Origin of the sequence: Methylobacterium variabile, assembly GCF_001043975.1 — a bacterium.
In the GTDB taxonomy this organism is placed as follows: domain Bacteria; phylum Pseudomonadota; class Alphaproteobacteria; order Rhizobiales; family Beijerinckiaceae; genus Methylobacterium; species Methylobacterium variabile.
The window spans coordinates 1-15,538 of record NZ_LABY01000108.1; the positions used below are offsets into that span (position 1 = coordinate 1).

Here is a 15,538-nt window from a genome sequence, read left to right on the forward strand (position 1 = left end):
TTCGAGAACGGGACCAAAGGTCATCTTCAATGACCGTTGGTATGAGGCGCAAAGCTCAGGGAGCGCGACGATCCTCTGTCCCGCTCGGAGGGATACCCGGTGCGGTCGTCGTCCCGCCCGCAAGGCAGCGGTTCACCGCTTCGATGATCGTGGGCAGGAGCGAAGCGGGGAGGGTCAGGCCGACGTCCCAGGTCTGATCGTCATGCCCGATCAGGAGCGTGAGCCGGTCCAGGTCGACCGACCAATGCACGGCAGCCCCGGCCGACCGGCCGATCCTCAGGGCTCCGTCGATCCAGCGTGCCGCCGCGACGCGGCCGAGAAGCGGCACGTCAGCCTGACGTTGACCTCGACGGATTCCGTCGAGATCTTCAAGGCGATGACCGCCGGGTCGGCCTCGCGCTCGGCCGTGACGGACGGGAGCGTGGCCATGTCATGCCATCTCGTTGCAGGGGACAGGGCGATGGACGCGCCGTTCAGAAGCCGATTTCGAGAAACTCCTCCGGATCCGCGTCGATGCTGCGGAGCGACTCCTGCAGGAAGGTCGGAAAATCCGGCGCCACGTAGGTGATTTCGTCGGGATCGTGCGTGAAGGCGATCACCTGACCGACTTGGCCGCCCGCGGCAGGCGCGTGGTCGACCATGAGCAGGAGCGTGCCGCTGCCGAACCCCGCGAACGGAACCCAGCCCGGGTGGAACCAGCCTGACCGGATGCGGGGGTCGCGCGGTTCCGGATCGGCGTAGCCCTCGTAGCCGGCGACGATGCGATCCAGCTGAGCGCGCTCCTCGATGGCCTCCGCGACGGACAGGAACTCGTAGGACGTCGGGAAGCCCGGCCGCATGAGGAGGGAGCAGGCTCCGCTGCCGTCCGCCTCCCGCCACGCGGCCCACAGGTCGGAGTCCGGCGGAACCCCGAGCGCGATCTCCACCGAGGCGATCGCGCTGTCCGTCGCGCCGGCCGGGAGGGCGAGGGCTCTGTCGAAGCGGCGGTAGATCGCCTCAACCGCCCCTGCGTAGACGGAAAAGTGCATGGGCAGTCCCAAGCCTCGGGCGGGAGCACACTCCACGCACACCGGTTAGGCCGATTCGGGGGTCACTCGAACCGATTTTCTTCGCGGCCCTTCCGTCGTCGCGTGACCATCCGGCCCGACGACGCGGTCGAGCTGGTGCAGGTCCTCAGACGGGTTTCGGCGGTTCACGCCTCGGGCGTCAGCCATCGTTTGAAGCGCCGCGCGAAGTCGTTGGCGGCGCGGTCGAACAGGTCGTCCATGCCGCCGGCCGTGAGCGCCCCGTCGACCACCACGCCGAGCACGCCCTGGCCGGCCGCCTGGACGCCCTGGTCGCCGGAATAGGTGCTCAGGACCGCCCCGGTACGGGCGTCGACGATCTCGATATTCGCGCGGACCGTCGGCGAGCCGCCGATGAGGATGCGCTGGGCCGCCGACGGGATATCCACCTTGACCAGGGTGACGACGACCCGGGCCGGGCGGACGCCCTCGGGCCGGGAGGCCAGCGCCCGCTCGAGGGCCGCCTTCAGGCGCCGCCCGGCGAGATCGCGGATGTATCCCTGCGCCTCCGGCGTCTGCACCAGCGCCGGATTGGTCAGCGACAGGTTGCGGCTGCGCAGGTAATCGTCCTCGGCGCTGGTCCAGTTGATCGCCGCGCCGGCGGTCCGGACCTCGATGCCGTTGAAGCGCAGCTGCGCCGTGTCGGCCAGCGACAGGCGGTTGGGCGCCACCGTGTTGCACGCGGCGACGCACAGGCCCGCCAGCACGGCGACGATCCAGGACCAGCGACCCGCCCAGCGACCCCTCATCGAGCCCTCCCGCTCCTCGCGCCGCCTTGTGCGGTCGCCGAGGGCGTGAAGTGAATGACGTAAGGTCAATCAGCAAGCGAAGTGTTTCGCATTTGTTAATAGAAGAGGCGCCCGTGGCCGGCAGGCCACAGGCGCCTGTCGACCCGGGTGGCTCCCGTCAGGCCGCCGAGCCCATCCCGGCCCGCATCGTGCCGCGGAAGTCGTCGATGCAGACCAGCCTGCCGCCGCGCTCGGCGTGCCAGAAGGTCCAGCCGTTGCAGGCCGGCAGACCCTGGACTAGGGCGCCGATCTTGTGGATCGAGCCCGAGGCCGGGCCGACGCCCAGCGTGCCGTCGGGCCGCACCAGGGCCTTGTGGCGGCGGCGCTCGTCGGTGAGCGTCTCGCCGGCCCGGACGTGGCCGGCCTCCAAGAGGCTCAGGAACGGCACCCGCGGCTCGGCGCGCTTCGCCGGGGCGGTGAGGAGGGCGGCGCGCGACAGGGGCTCGACGGCGGCGATGCGCTCGCGCGCCGCGGCCGCGTAGGCCGGCTCCTGCTCGATGCCGATGAAGTGCCGGCCGAGGCGACGCGCCACCGCGCCGGTGGTGCCGGTGCCGAAGAACGGGTCGAGCACCACGTCGCCGGGATTCGACGACGACAGGATGGTGCGGGCGAGCAGGGCCTCGGGCTTCTGCGTCGGGTGCAGCTTGCGCCCGTGCTCGCCCTTCAGGCGCTCCTCGCCGGTGCAGAGCGGGATGAACCAGTCCGAGCGCATCTGCAGGTCGTCGTTGCCGCCCTTCAGCGCCTCGTAATGGAAGGTGTAGCCCTTCTGCTCGCTGCGCGAGGCCCAGATCAGGGTCTCGTGGGCGTTGGTGAAGCGCTTGCCGCGGAAGTTCGGCATCGGGTTGGCCTTGCGCCACACGATGTCGTTCAGGATCCAGAAACCAAGATCCTGCAACGCGCTCCCGACCCGGAAGATGTTGTGGTACGACCCGATCACCCAGAGGGTGGCGGTCGGCTTCATCACCCGGCGGCAGGCCGTGAGCCAGGCACGGGTGAAGGCGTCGTAGGCCTCGAAGCTGGCGAACTGGTCCCAGTCGTCGTCGACGGCGTCGACGGTGCTCTGGTCCGGGCGCAGCAGGGCGCCGGCACCGAGCTGGAGATTGTAGGGCGGATCCGCGAAGACCAGGTCGACACTGGCCGGCGGCAGCCGATCGAGGGCGGTGAGGCAATCCCCGAGGATGACCTCGTCCAGGGGAAGACGCTGTGCGGGGGTAACGAGACCCATCCGCGGTGCCGACGCAGCTCGCCCGGTACGCGAGACTTGATTCCGGGCGGCGGCGCCGGCGACCGCGGTACGCGGGGAAGCCATGGCAAACACCGGTTACGCGACTGACCACCGGACATTGCCGCCGCTACGGTAAAGGTCACGTTTCCCGCAGACACGAATTGCGTCTCGAAATGGGGCTGCACTTCTTGCCCAGTCGTTCGACGGCCGTGCCAATTCGTTAAGGAACTACTACGGCCTTCGTTCGGGGGCCCCTCCGCCGTTCCGCGCCGACCCACGCCCGATCCGCGTGGCGGGGCGGGCGCCGGCGCACCGGGCGCCGAATCACACGAATGCTGAAAACCCGAGTGCAGCGCTCCAAGGCCGCAAGTCGCCAGTAAGGTCTCGCGCTGGCGCATGACTTGAAAGATCAAATCTTAACGGCCGACAAGATATCGGACCGGAATGTGGCAATATCCGCGCCGGTCCGGGCGGCCATATTTTCGTCCTGTTTGGTCTTGATTGGCAGGGCTGTCAGCAACCACCAAGGACAGTGGAATGAACAGCGCCAAGCCTGTGCGTCGGTCGAACGCGACTCGCATCGCGGCTCTCGCGGGCGGCCTCGCCCTTGCCGGGCTGGGGAGCCTCGGGGCGGTGTCGACGGCGCAGGCCCAGAGCGGCAAGGCCTCCTGGTACGCGTCCGGCCATCGCACCGCGAGCGGCGAGCGCTTCAACCCCAACGGCCTCACGGCGGCGCATCGCAGCCTGCCCTTCGGCACGCGGGTGCGGGTGACCAACCAGGCCAACGGCCGCTCGGTGGTGGTGCGGATCAACGACCGCGGGCCGTTCGCGCACGGGCGCATCATCGATCTCGCCCGCGGCGCGGGCCGGGTCATCGGGATGAACGGCGTCGCCCGCGTCGCGGTCGCGGTGGTGGACTGATCGAACGCCGCGGTCGCGGCGTTGCCCCTGCGACGCGCGTCCCCACATCATCACCGGATGCGTGAGCGGAGCGTGATGATGGCAAAGCCCCTGGTTGTCGTGATTCCTCATCAGCTCGGCCGGGCCGAGGCCCGCCGGCGGCTCGAGAACGGGATCGGCCAGGCCCGGGAGATGCTGCAGAAGGCGGGCCTCAGCATGGCCGACGCGACCTGGAGCGGCGACCGGCTCTCGTTCCTCGTCGGTGCCATGAACCAGCGGGTCGACGGCGACATCGACGTCGAGGACGACGCGGTTCGCGTCGAGGTGCGCATGCCGCTGCTGCTCTCGCTCTTCGCCCACAAGGTGCAGCAGATCGTCAGCCAGAACGGCACCAAGCTGCTGACCAAGCAGTAGGCTCGAGCCGGCGCCCATCCCGGGCCGACGCTCCGGAACCGGGACCCCATGCCCCGGTTTGGATCGACGGAAGAGGAGCGCTCGATGTCGAATCCCGGCCCGATCCCGGACCAGCCCTACGATCCCGTACCCCCCGGGCCCGGCCCGAACCCGGGTCCCGACACGCCCGACCTGCCGAGCGAGGCCCCGGGCGACCGGCCGGTGGAGATCCCGGTGAACGATCCGGGCAACTCGCCGGCGATCACCCCCGATCCCTCGCCGACCGGACCCGCCAACCCGACGATGTAGGACCGGCGGGCGACGCCGGTGCCCTGAGCCGCCGGGCGGATCACCGCCCCGCGGCGTAGCCCTGCATCCCGCGGGGATTGGCGGCGGCGCGCAGGCGGCGGCCGTCGCGGCTCGCTGCCGTCAGGCGGCCCTCCGACCAGTCCGAGCCGACCTCGACGACGTGGCCGCGCCGCCGCAGCTCGGCGACCGTGCCGGGGGTGATCCGGTTCTCCACCACCACGACGCCCGGCCGCGCCGTGCGGGGCCAGAACGACGACGGGAAGTGCTCGGTGTGCCAGGCCGGCGCGTCGATCGCCGCCTGGAGGCTCAGGCCGGCATGGACGTGGCGCAGGAAGAATTGCGGGATCCACTGGTCCTGCTGGTCGCCACCGGGCGAGCCCCAGGCGAGGTAGGGCTCGCCGTCGCGCAGCGCCATGGTGGGGGAGAGGGTGGAGCGCGGCCGCTTGCCCGGGGCGAGCGCCGCCGGATGGCCCTCGTCGAGCACGAACATCTGCGCCCGGGTGCCGAGGCAGAAGCCCAGCGCCGGGATCACCGGCGAGGATTGCAGCCAGCCGCCCGACGGCGTGGCGGTGACCATGTTGCCGTGCCGGTCGATGATGTCGAAGTGGACGGTGTCGCCCCGCACCACCCCCGACCGGGCGTCGTCCGGCGGCACCGTCGCGGCGATCCGCCCCACCGTGGGCTCGCCGGCGCCGGTGCTGCCCACCGCCGTGCGGGCGCCGCTGCTCACCCGGGCGTCAAGGGCCTTGCCGAAGCCGGGGATCGTGCCCGGCCGCTGCTCCAGGGAGGCGGTGTCGCCGACGAGCCGCCGGCGCTCGTCGTTGTAGCCGTCCGAGAGCAGCGTCTCGACCGGCACCGCGACGAAATCCGGGTCGCCGTAGAACGTGTCCCGGTCGGCGAAGGCGAGCTTGGCGCACTCGACCTGGAGGTGGATGAAGTCGGCTCCCGCCGGATCGAGGCCGTCGAGGGGAAAGCCCTTGAGCAGGGCGAGCTGCTGCAGCGTCGCGAGCCCTTGCGTCCACGGCCCGGCCTTCAGCACCGTGTAGCGGCCGTACTCGTACCCGACCGGCGCCTCGACGCTCGCCTGCCAGGCCGCCATGTCGGCCCCGGTGAGCAGGCCCTTGTGGGGCCGGCCCGTGACGTCCATCACCGCCTGCGTGCGGCAGAACTCGTCGATCGCTTCGGCGACGAAGCCCTGCGACCAGATCCGGCGGGCCCGCTCGATCTCCTGCTCGCGCGAGCCGCCGGCGGCCTCGCGCACGATGCGGGCGTAGGTCTCGGCCAGCGCCGGGTTGGTGAACAGGGTACCGGGCGCGGGCACGCCGCCGTCCTTCAGGTAGGTCGCGGCCGAGCTCGGCCAGTGCTCGCGAAACAGCCCCTCGACGGTGGCGATGGTGGCCGAGACCCGCTCGACCAGCGGGAAGCCGTCCCGCGCGTAGGCAATCGCCGCCTCGAGCACGTCGGCGAGGCGCCACGTGCCGTGGTCGCGCAGGATCAGCATGTAGGCGTCGAAGGTGCCGGGCACGCACGGCGCCAGCAGCCCGGTGCCCGGCACGAGGTCGAGGCCGAGATGGTCGCGCAGGTGCCCGATGGTGGCGGCGGCAGGGGCCGGGCCCTGCCCGCACACCACCTGCGGCCGGCCGACCCAGACGTCGTGCAGGATCACCGGCACGTCGCCGCCGGGCCCGTTGAGGTGCGGCTCGACCACCTGCAGCACGAAGGCCGTCGCGACGCCGGCATCGAAGGCGTTGCCACCCCGCTCCAGCACGCCCATGCCGACCGCGGTGGCGATCCAGTGAGTCGAGGCCACGACCCCGAAGGTGCCGTCGATCTCAGGGCGCGTGGTGAAGGGATCGGGGGTGACGAAGCTCATCGGCTTTCCTCTGCGGGCGCCCGCGGCCGCGGGGATCGTCCTGTCGGCCAGCACTGTAAGAGTCCGGCCGGCCTTGGGGAGCCCCGCGGCCGGCAACCCTCGCGCGTCCCGGCGCAGGGCTCGCCTGCCCGGGCGGTCCGCCGGGCTCGCCTTTCCGCGGGCCCTGCCGTATCCCCCGGCCCATGGCCGCTCCTCCGCTCCTCACCCTCCAGGGCATCGCGCTCACCTTCGGCGGCACGCCGCTGCTCGCCGGGGCCGACCTCTCCCTCGCACCCGGCGACCGCACCTGCCTCGTCGGCCGCAACGGCTCGGGCAAGTCGACCCTGCTCAAGGTCGCCGCCGGGCTGATCGAGCCCGACAAGGGCGTACGCTTCCTCCAGCCCGGCACCACCGTGCGCTACCTCGCGCAGGAGCCGGACTTCTCCGGCCACGCCACCACCCTGTCCTTCGTCGAGGCGGGCCTGGGGCCGGGCGACGAGGCCTACCGGGCCCGCTACCTGCTCGAGAGCTTAGGGATGACCGGCGAGGAGGATCCGAGCCGGCTCTCGGGGGGCGAATCGCGCCGCGCGGCGCTCGCCCAGGCTCTCGCGCCCGAGCCCGACATCCTGCTCCTCGACGAGCCGACCAACCACCTCGACCTGCCGGCGATCGAGTGGCTGGAGGCCGAGCTGAAGGGCAGCCGCTCGGCCCTGGTGCTGATCAGCCACGACCGGCGCTTCCTCGAGGCGCTGTCGCGGGCGACCGTCTGGCTCGACCGCGGCACGACCCGGCGGCTCGAGCAGGGGTTCTCCGCCTTCGAGGGCTGGCGCGACCAGGTGTTCGAGGAGGAGGAGCGCGACCGCCACAAGCTCGACCGCAAGATCGCCGCCGAGGAGGACTGGCTGCGCTACGGCGTGACGGCGCGGCGCAAGCGCAACGTCAAGCGGCTGGCCGGCCTGCACGACCTGCGCCGCCAGGCCCGCGAGCATCGCGGCCCGGTCGGCGCCGCCACCCTGACGGTGAGCGAGGCCGAGGCCTCCGGCTCCCTGGTGGTCGAGGCGCGCGACGTCTCCAAGGCCTACGACGATCGCCCGATCGTCCGCGACCTGTCCCTGCGCATCGCCCGCCGCGACCGCCTCGGCATCGTCGGCGCCAACGGCACCGGCAAGACCACGCTGGTCAACCTCCTCACCGGCCGCCTCGAGCCCGATTCGGGAGAGGTGAGGATCGGGGCCAACGTCACCCTCAACCTCCTCGACCAGCGCCGCAGCGCCCTCGATCCGGAGCGCACCGTCGCGGAGGTGCTGACCGGGGGCGGCAGCGACAGCGTCCAGGTCGGCGGGCAGAGTCGGCACGTCGTCGGCTACATGAAGGACTTCCTGTTCTCGCCCGAGCAGGCGCGCACGCCCGTCGGCGTGCTCTCGGGCGGCGAGCGCAACCGGCTGCTGCTCGCCCGCGCCCTCGCGGAGGCCGGCAACCTCCTGGTGCTCGACGAGCCGACCAACGACCTCGACCTCGAGACCCTCGACCTCCTGCAGGAGATGCTGGGCGACTATGCCGGCACCCTGATCCTCGTCAGCCACGACCGCGACTTCCTCGACCGGGTGGTCGACACGGTGCTGGTCTCGGAAGGGGAGGGGCGCTGGGTCGCCTATGCGGGCGGCTACAGCGACATGGTGGCCCAGCGCGGCGCCGGGGTGCAGGCCCGCGGGGGGCCGGCCCGGACCACCCGTCCGGACGCGGCCAAGGACGCGGCGAAGCCCGCCGCTTCCCGCCCGGCGGCGAAGCGGCGCCTCGGCTTCAACGAGCAGCACGAGCTCAAGACCCTGCCGGCCCGCATCGCGGCCCTCGAGGGCAACCGCGGCAAGCTGCGGGCCGCCCTCGACGACCCGACGCTCTACGCCCGCGACCCCGCCCGCTTCGAGGCGATCTCCCGCACCCTGGCGACGACCGAGACCGACCTCGCCGCCGCCGAGGAGCGGTGGCTCGCCCTCGAGATGCTGCGCGAGGAACTGGAAGGTTGATTCGATCCTCAACCTGAGGATGAATCCGGTTGTAGTTGCGGGACGAGTCCCCGCTTCAGGCAACGACAGGACGATACGCGAGATCTTCAGTTCTCGCGTGCATGGCTCCGGGTTTAGCTGACCCGCGTAAGATTTCGTGGCGTCCGTGCAACAATCCGGCGGAAAGCCGGCGACTTGGCCGTGCCGGACGCGGATGTCGGTTGATCGCCGTTAGCGCCTCGCACATGGTGCCTCTGCACCGGGCACAACCCGGTGGGGTCCGGATGACATCCCTTCAGGGAGCGCCGGATCGCAAGGGGATAAGAGTGGCGTGGTTCGGCTCCCGTAGGATCGTCGAGACACAGTCGTTCACCCCCAGGGTCTCGAAACTTTGGAGGTCTCGATGAAGCTCGTGAAGAGCCTTCTGCTGGGTTCGGCCGCTGGCCTGACCGTCGTCGCGGGGGCGCAGGCTGCCGATCTGCCGGTCAAGAAGGCAGCGCCTGTTGAGTACGTTCGTGTCTGCTCGGCCTACGGTGCCGGCTTCTTCTTCATTCCCGGTACCGACACCTGCCTGCGTGTCTCCGGCCGCGCTCGCTTCGAGGCGACCTACTCGCAGGGCTACTCCCGCACCGGCAGCAACGGTGACCTGACGGGCTACCGCGGCCTCGGCCGTCTCAACCTCGACGCCCGCACGCAGACCGCCTACGGCACCCTGCGCGCCTTCGTGCGCTTCGAGCTCGCCTCCCGCACCGGCGCCTACCTCAAGTCGGGCACCCAGGAGCGCATCGCCAACGCCTTCGCCGCGACCGGCATCGACACCTTCGGCCGCGCCCAGCAATACGTGAACGTCGACAAGGCGTTCATCCAGTTCGCCGGCCTGACCGCCGGTCGCGCTGCCTCGTTCTACGACTTCTACGCCCACGACTTCGAGATCATCGGCACCTCGCTGGGCTCGGACGTCGCCTCGACCAACCTGCTCGCCTACACCGCGACCTTCGGTCAGGGCTTCTCGGCGACGATCTCGGTCGAAGACCCGATCTTCCGCAAGAACCCGCTGTTCGGCACCGCCACCGCCGGCAACGCGGCGAGCCAGTTCCAGGTCTTCACCGCCCAAAACAACTTCACCCCGGTCGTCGCCTACAACGCGGCGGGCGCCCCGATCGGCGAGGCGTTCTACAACGTCGACCAGCGCTCGCGCATGCCCGACTTCGTCGGCGTGCTGCGCTACGACGCCGCCTGGGGCTCGGCCCAGCTCTCGGCCGCCGTGCACGAGCTGACCGTCGGCAACGCCTCGACCGTGCTGACCTTCGGCGGTGCGCCGATCGTCAACGGAACCACGGCAACCGGCGTCGCCGTCGCCCCGCGCATCCAGAACGAGTACGGCTGGGCCGTGCAGGGTGGCGTGAAGTTCAACCTGCCGTTCATCGCTCCGGGCGATGCCCTGTACCTGCAGGGTTCGTACGGTGAAGGCGCTCAGATCTACACCGGTTACTCCCAGTACATCGGTACCTACACCCAGAGCGCCAACAACACGCAGGGTGGCAACTTCTCCACCTTCTTCACCGACGCGGCGGTGAACCCGCTGACCGGCCGGATGGAGCTGTCGACCAGCTGGACGGTGGTCGGCTCGTACCTGCACTACTGGACGCCGGAGCTGCGCTCGGCCTTCATCGGCAGCTACGGCGAGATGACGTTCGGCAAGACGAGCCGCAACCTGCTCGGCGGGCTGAACTTCAACGGCCTCGGCAACCCGGTCAACAGCCCCGGCGCGTTCCTGTACAGCAACGCCCTGCGCGACACGAGCCAGATCGTCGCCGGCGCGAGCCTGATCTGGTCGCCGGTGAAGGACCTCGATATCGGTGTCGAGGGTCTCTACAACCGCGTCGACATCCGGGGCGGCGGCCGCGTGGTCGACGTGAACAAGGCCGCGGTCGGCCCGAACACCGTCGCCGGCCTCAACGCCGCCGGCCTGCCGATCAACTCTGCCGGTGCCGTGCTGCCGACCACCAACTACACGGACACGTTCCAGGTCCGCATGCGCGTCCAGCGCGACTTCTAGGTCGCTGCCGCCTCCCTCGGGGGGCGCTGGATGGAACTCTCGGGGTCCCGGCGCGAGCCGGGGCCCCTTTTTTCGTCGCGGGGTCCTGGCCTCCGCACGGGCCCGCCTCATGTCGCGCCTTGCTGATGCCGGAAACCGGCGCCAGGGTGGGGAGCACGCGCGAGGCCCGCGGCCGGTCGCGCGCCCTTATCTCCGCGACGAGGTCCTTCGGTGGCGATACGCTCGATCGGCTGGCTCGCCGGCCTCCCTCTTCTCGCCGGCGCCTGGATCGCCGCGACCGGCTGGGCCGAGCCGCGGCTCGAGGCCGCCATCGAGGCGCCCGCGGGCGCCGTCGCCGCCGGCACCGGTCGCGATGGGGCCGAGCCGTGGCTGCGGGTCGAGGCCAGGGGCCGCGACCTCGTGGCCGGGGGCGAGGCGCCGACGCAGGCCGCCCTGGACGAGGCCCGCGCCGCGCTCGCGGCCCTCCCGGGCCATCGCCGGATCACCGACCGCCTCGGCCTCGTCGCCGAGGTGTCGCCCTTCACCTTCGCCGTCGTCCACCGCGCGCCGGACCGCCTCGACCTCCTCGGGCACCGCCCGGCGGAGACCGGCCGCGCCGCCCTCGCCGAGGCCCTGGGCGCCGGCCTGCCCGCCGGGCTCTCCGTGCGCGACGCCGCCCGGGCCGCCCGCGGCGCGCCCGACGGCTTCTCCGAGGCGGCCCGCTTCCTCGTCGCGCAGGTGCTGCACCTGAAGCCCGGCGCCACCGCGGCGATGAGCGACCGCGTCCTCACCGTCCGCGGCGAGGCGGCGAGCGTCGAGGCCTACGCCGCGCTGAGGGCCGATCTCGCTCAGGCTCCCGCCGGCTTCACGCTCGGCGAGGTCGCCGTGGAGCCGGCCGTGGTCGCGCCCTACGCCTGGTCGGCCAGCCGCGGCCCCGACGGCATCCGCCTCGACGGCTACACCGTCTCGGAGGCCGACCGGGCCGCGATCCTGGCTGCGGCGCGCCTCGCCGCCGACGGCGCCCCGGTGACCGACGCCATGCGCACCGCCCGCGGGCTGCCGGCCGACATCGACGCGAGGGCGCTGGTCGATCGCGCCTTCGCGGGCCTGGCCCTGGTGCGGGAGGGCCGCGTCGCCCTCGACGGGTCGGCACTCTCGATCCGCGGCACGGCCATCGACGCCCAGGCGGTGCGGGAGGCCGACGCCCTCACCACCGGCAGCCTGCCGGCGGGCGTCACCCGCGGCACGGTCGACCTCACGGCGACCCCGGTCTCTCCCTACGTGGTCACGGTCCGGCGCGGGCCGGACGCGTTCACGCTCACCGGCCACCTGCCGGACGCCGAGGCGCGGGCCGCGCTCCGCGGCGCCCTGCGGCCTTACCTCTACGGCGAACGGGTGATCGACCGCACCCGCCTCGCCGAAGGGGCGCCGCCCTCGCTCCTCGCCGGCCTCACGGCCGGGATCGGCGCCCTGGGGCAGCTCGCCGAGGGCGAGGTGACGGTGCGCGACCAGAGCCTGCGAATCGCCGGCGTGGGCCTCTACCCCGAGAGCGCGCGCCGCCTCGCGGCCGAGGCGGGGCGCCTCGCCCCCGCCGGCTGGCGGGCCGAGGTCGCGGTGGAGGCCCGCGGCGCGGCCCCGTCCCGTGACCCAGTATCCTGCCGCGAGACCTTCGCGGCCCTGGCGACGGAGTCGGGCCTCCGCTTCGATCCCGGCAGCGCCGACCTGAAACCGGCCTTCTATCCCGTCCTCGACGAGGTCGCCGCCCTGGCCCGCGCCTGCCCGCAGGCCCGCATCGAGGTCGCCGGCCACGACGATCCGCCGGGCTCCGCCCCGCCGCCGGCACCGGCGCCGAAGGAGCCGCCGCGCAAGGAGAGCCCGGGCAAGGGCAAGGCCGCCAAGGCTGCCGAGAAGCCGGCCGAGAGACCAGCCGAGCAGCCGACGATGCCGGATCCGGGCCTGCCGCAGCGGCGCGCCGCCGCGATCGTCGACTATCTGCTCAAGGCCGGCATCCCGGCGGGCCGCATCGCCGCCGCGCCCGCCGAGGTGGCCTCCGACCGCCGGGCGGTCGCCTTCGCGCTGCGCTCGTGAGGCCTGCCCGTGCTGCTCCTCGTCTCCGTCGCCTGGCCGGGCCTCCTCGCCGCCCTGCTGATCGGGGCCGGCACCGGCCGCTGGGCCGGCCTGCCCGCCGGGCGGGGCCCGCGCGTCGCGGCCGCCCTCCTCGCGCTCCTCGTCCTCGCCGCCGGGGCGGCGGCCCTCGCCGGCCTCGCGCCCGGACCCCTCGCCGTGCCGGGACGGGACGGATTCCGGCTCGAGACCGCGTCCCTGATGCTCGCCGCCTACCTCGCGGGCTGCGTCCTCGGGGCGCTGGTGCCGCGGCGGGCGTGAGGGGCGGAAGGCCGGCTCGTCAGGCCGGATCCGGCCGGGGTGGCAGCCGCGCCAGCCGCAGGGCGATGGCGAGCGCCGCGAGGTAGAGGCCGCCGACGAACCCGACGATCCCGGGCCAGCCGGCATGGGCGAAGAACCAGCCTCCGGCGGTGCCGGCCACCGACGAGCCGAGATAGTACATGAACAGGTAGGTCGAGGAGGCCTGCGCCCGGTCCCGCGACGCCCGGCGGCCGACCCAGCCGCTCGCCACCGAGTGTGCGCCGAAGAACCCGACCGTCGCCACCACGATGCCGCCGATGATGACGATCAGGCTCTCCGCCGCCGTCATCGCCACGCCGGCGAGGCCGACCGTGATGGCGAGCCACAGCACCCGGCGCCGGCCGAGCAGCCCCGCGGCGTGCCCGACCAGGGTCGAGGAGGCGGTACCCGCGAGGTAGACGACGAAGATCGCCGCGATGGCGGTCTGGCTCAGGGAATAGGGCGGCGCGAGCAGCCGGAAGCCGATGTAGTTGTAGAGCGTGACGAAGCCGCCCATCAGCAGGAAGGCCTCGGCGTAGAGCCAGGGCAGGCCGGCATCCCGGAAATGGCCCAGGAAGGTGCCGGGCACCGCCCGCCAGGGCAGCGGATGCGGCGTGAAGCGCGACGAGGCCGGCAGGAAGCGCCAGAACGCCAGCGCCGCCGCGAGCGCCATGAGGCCGAGCACCGCCAGCGCGACGCGCCAGCCGTAGAGGTCGGTCAGCGCCCCGCTGAGGAGCCGGCCGGACATGCCGCCGAGCGAGTTGCCGCTGACGAGGAGCCCCATGGCGAGGCCGATCGCCCGCCCGTGCATCTCCTCGGCGAGGTAGGCCATCGCCACCGCCGGCACGCCGCTCATGGCGAGGCCGGCGAGGGCCCGCATCGCCAGGAAGCTGTGCCAGGTCGGCATCGCGGCGGCCACCAGGGTCAGCACGGCCGCGGCGAGGAGCGAGGCCAGCATCACCGGCTTGCGGCCCCAGATCTCCGACAGGGGCGAGACGATCAGGAGCGCGACGGCGAGGAGGCCGGTGGCGAGGGAGAGCGACAGGCTGCTCGCCGCCGGAGTGACGCCGAACACCTCCGCGAAGACCGGCAGTAGCGGCTGCACCGCGTAGAGCACCGCGAAGGTGGAGAAGCCCGCCGCGGCGAGCGCCAGGGCGCTGCGCCGGAAAGCGGGCGTGCCGATCTCGATGCTGCCGCCGTCCACCTGTCGTCCTCCCGCTCGCGCGTGCAGGTGCAGGAAGCGGGCGGGGCGGTCAACTCGGGCCGCCCCGCCGGACGGCCCGCGCTCCTCAGCGCTGCTGGGCCTGCTGCTGGATCAGCGGGGTGATGCGGCGCACGGTGACCCGGCGGTTCTCCCGCGAGGCCCCTTGGGTGTTCACCTTGAGGTACTGCTCGCCGTAGCCCTGGGTGGTCAGGTTCTCCGGCGGCACCCGGTAGTCGCGGGTCAGCACCGCCGCCACCGACTGGGCGCGCCGGTCCGAGAGCGAGAGGTTGTCGACGTCGTTGCCGACGGCGTCGGTGTGGCCCTCGATCAGGAAGACCTCCTGCGGGTTGCGCTGGATCGCCTGGTTGACCGCCGCCGCGATGGTCGAGAGGCGGCGGGCCTGCTCGGGCGACACCTCCCACGAGCCGGTGTCGAAGGTGATCGTGTCGATGTCGACGCTGCGCATCCGGGCGCGCAGGCTCGGGCTGTAGCGCACCTCGTCGAGGGTGTAGCGCCGCTCCACCGGCGCCACCGGCGGGGCCGTCAGCGCCTCGTAGATCGCGCCCTCGTCGGCGCGCTCCGCCTCCACGACGTAGCGCTCGCGCGGGATGCGGATGTCCGGCGGGGGCAGCACCACGACGTCCTGCGCGAACGACCGCGGCGGGCCGCCGTAGGAATTGTCGATCAGCACCACCTCGCGCCCGTCCGGACCCCGGCGGTAGCGCCGCAGCAGCCGGCCGTCGTCGTCCACCACCGTGAAGACCTGGTAGCCGCCGGGCCGGTCGATGATCGTCACGGTGTCGCGGCCGCGGCGCTCGATGCGGGCATCGCGGTCGAGCTCGCGGAAGCGCTCCGTCTCGTCGTGGTGGATGAAGTAGCGGTCGTTGTCGCGGACGATCACCCGGCCGGGCTCGCGGATGGTGAGGCGGCCGCCGTCGTTGTACTCGCGCCGGGCGCGGCGAACCTCCTCGTAGCTGCGCACGTCCACGTCGCCGCGGCGATAGCCGCCCGGCACGTAGTCCGGCGCGTCGCGGCGGTAGCCCCCGGGCAAGTCGCCGCGGTCGTCGAAGCCGCGCCGGTCGCCGTCGCGGCGATCAAGATCGCGGCGATCGAAGTCACGGCGGTCGGGGTCGCGCCGATCGAGATCGCGCGGGTCCCGGCGGGCGAAGACGCCGCCGCCCGCGCGCCCGCCCCCCCCCTTCGCCAAGGCCGCCCCGGGCGGGGCCGGCGCGCCGGGGGGGGACGAGCGGCGGCCCCGTCCCCCCCCCCCCCCCGCGCCGCGCGCCGCCCGCGGGGGCGGGGGCTCCGACCGCGCGCGGCCGCGGCGCGCCGACCTCCCCCCCCCCGCACCCCCCCCCG

At 72.8% G+C, this 15,538-nt stretch carries 14 protein-coding genes; 7 read left to right on the forward strand and 7 right to left on the reverse strand.

Annotated features, from left to right (window positions below; translation table 11 throughout):
* Positions 1 to 276: 276 nt before the first annotated feature.
* The 4 genes from VQ02_RS37175 to VQ02_RS16360 all read right to left on the reverse strand — a co-directional run bounded on the left by VQ02_RS37175 (position 277) and on the right by VQ02_RS16360 (position 3,161).
* Complete coding sequence (locus tag VQ02_RS37175) at positions 277 to 429, reverse strand: hypothetical protein (RefSeq protein ID WP_157080659.1); 153 nt, start codon at positions 427 to 429, stop codon at positions 277 to 279.
* Positions 430 to 473: 44 nt separating this feature from the next.
* Positions 474 to 1,028, reverse strand: coding sequence for an SMI1/KNR4 family protein (locus VQ02_RS16350; protein ID WP_048445265.1), 555 nt, complete (start codon positions 1,026 to 1,028; stop codon positions 474 to 476).
* Between the two features lie 164 nt (positions 1,029 to 1,192).
* On the reverse strand, positions 1,193 to 1,813 hold the full coding sequence (locus tag VQ02_RS16355; RefSeq protein WP_048445266.1) for a hypothetical protein: 621 nt from the start codon (positions 1,811 to 1,813) through the stop codon (positions 1,193 to 1,195).
* A 157-nt stretch (positions 1,814 to 1,970) separates the two neighbouring features.
* Entirely contained in the window at positions 1,971 to 3,161 is a 1,191-nt protein-coding gene (locus tag VQ02_RS16360) for a site-specific DNA-methyltransferase (RefSeq protein WP_083469259.1), read from the reverse strand.
* Positions 3,162 to 3,614: 453 nt separating this feature from the next.
* Between VQ02_RS16360 and VQ02_RS16365 the strand changes: the two genes are divergently transcribed.
* The 3 genes from VQ02_RS16365 (at position 3,615) to VQ02_RS16375 (ending at position 4,679) form a co-directional block, all read left to right on the forward strand.
* Complete coding sequence (locus VQ02_RS16365; protein WP_083469260.1) at positions 3,615 to 3,998, forward strand: septal ring lytic transglycosylase RlpA family protein; 384 nt, start codon at positions 3,615 to 3,617, stop codon at positions 3,996 to 3,998.
* 75 nt (positions 3,999 to 4,073) lie between these two features.
* Positions 4,074 to 4,391, forward strand: a complete 318-nt coding sequence (locus tag VQ02_RS16370) for a polyhydroxyalkanoic acid system family protein (RefSeq protein ID WP_425339905.1) — start codon at positions 4,074 to 4,076, stop codon at positions 4,389 to 4,391.
* Positions 4,392 to 4,475: 84 nt separating this feature from the next.
* A complete protein-coding gene (locus VQ02_RS16375) occupies positions 4,476 to 4,679 on the forward strand; it encodes a hypothetical protein (RefSeq protein WP_048445268.1) in 204 nt (67 codons plus the stop codon).
* A 40-nt stretch (positions 4,680 to 4,719) separates the two neighbouring features.
* Here VQ02_RS16375 and VQ02_RS16380 read toward each other — a convergent pair whose 3' ends face one another.
* Positions 4,720 to 6,552, reverse strand: coding sequence for a gamma-glutamyltransferase family protein (locus VQ02_RS16380; RefSeq protein ID WP_048445269.1), 1,833 nt, complete (start codon positions 6,550 to 6,552; stop codon positions 4,720 to 4,722).
* Positions 6,553 to 6,734: 182 nt separating this feature from the next.
* Between VQ02_RS16380 and VQ02_RS16385 the strand changes: the two genes are divergently transcribed.
* From VQ02_RS16385 to VQ02_RS16400, 4 genes are all read left to right on the forward strand, one after another.
* Positions 6,735 to 8,555 (forward strand): ABC-F family ATP-binding cassette domain-containing protein, encoded by a 1,821-nt coding sequence (locus VQ02_RS16385; protein ID WP_048445270.1) that lies wholly within the window; start codon positions 6,735 to 6,737, stop codon positions 8,553 to 8,555.
* Positions 8,556 to 8,937: 382 nt separating this feature from the next.
* Entirely contained in the window at positions 8,938 to 10,593 is a 1,656-nt protein-coding gene (locus tag VQ02_RS16390) for a porin (RefSeq protein WP_048445271.1), read from the forward strand.
* 210 nt (positions 10,594 to 10,803) lie between these two features.
* A complete protein-coding gene (locus tag VQ02_RS16395) occupies positions 10,804 to 12,660 on the forward strand; it encodes an OmpA family protein (protein WP_048445272.1) in 1,857 nt (618 codons plus the stop codon).
* A gap of 9 nt (positions 12,661 to 12,669) precedes the next feature.
* Positions 12,670 to 12,957 (forward strand): hypothetical protein, encoded by a 288-nt coding sequence (locus VQ02_RS16400; protein ID WP_048445273.1) that lies wholly within the window; start codon positions 12,670 to 12,672, stop codon positions 12,955 to 12,957.
* A 19-nt stretch (positions 12,958 to 12,976) separates the two neighbouring features.
* On the opposite strand, the gene VQ02_RS16405 is transcribed toward VQ02_RS16400, so the two are convergent.
* Positions 12,977 to 14,179: an MFS transporter gene (locus VQ02_RS16405; protein ID WP_048445274.1), complete on the reverse strand. Its 1,203-nt coding sequence runs from the start codon at positions 14,177 to 14,179 to the stop codon at positions 12,977 to 12,979.
* Positions 14,180 to 14,264: 85 nt separating this feature from the next.
* Positions 14,265 to 15,538: OmpA family protein (locus VQ02_RS16410; RefSeq protein WP_048445277.1), on the reverse strand; the 1,274-nt coding region annotated here is incomplete at its 5' end.

Coding starts and splice junctions, on each gene's coding strand:
- VQ02_RS37175 (WP_157080659.1), bottom strand. CDS start 429: ATGGCCACGCTCCCGTCCGTCACGGCCGAGCGCGAGGCCGACCCGGCG.
- VQ02_RS16350 (WP_048445265.1), bottom strand. CDS start 1,028: ATGCACTTTTCCGTCTACGCAGGGGCGGTTGAGGCGATCTACCGCCGC.
- VQ02_RS16355 (WP_048445266.1), bottom strand. CDS start 1,813: ATGAGGGGTCGCTGGGCGGGTCGCTGGTCCTGGATCGTCGCCGTGCTG.
- VQ02_RS16360 (WP_083469259.1), bottom strand. CDS start 3,161: ATGGCTTCCCCGCGTACCGCGGTCGCCGGCGCCGCCGCCCGGAATCAA.
- VQ02_RS16365 (WP_083469260.1), top strand. CDS start 3,615: ATGAACAGCGCCAAGCCTGTGCGTCGGTCGAACGCGACTCGCATCGCG.
- VQ02_RS16370 (WP_425339905.1), top strand. CDS start 4,074: ATGATGGCAAAGCCCCTGGTTGTCGTGATTCCTCATCAGCTCGGCCGG.
- VQ02_RS16375 (WP_048445268.1), top strand. CDS start 4,476: ATGTCGAATCCCGGCCCGATCCCGGACCAGCCCTACGATCCCGTACCC.
- VQ02_RS16380 (WP_048445269.1), bottom strand. CDS start 6,552: ATGAGCTTCGTCACCCCCGATCCCTTCACCACGCGCCCTGAGATCGAC.
- VQ02_RS16385 (WP_048445270.1), top strand. CDS start 6,735: ATGGCCGCTCCTCCGCTCCTCACCCTCCAGGGCATCGCGCTCACCTTC.
- VQ02_RS16390 (WP_048445271.1), top strand. CDS start 8,938: ATGAAGCTCGTGAAGAGCCTTCTGCTGGGTTCGGCCGCTGGCCTGACC.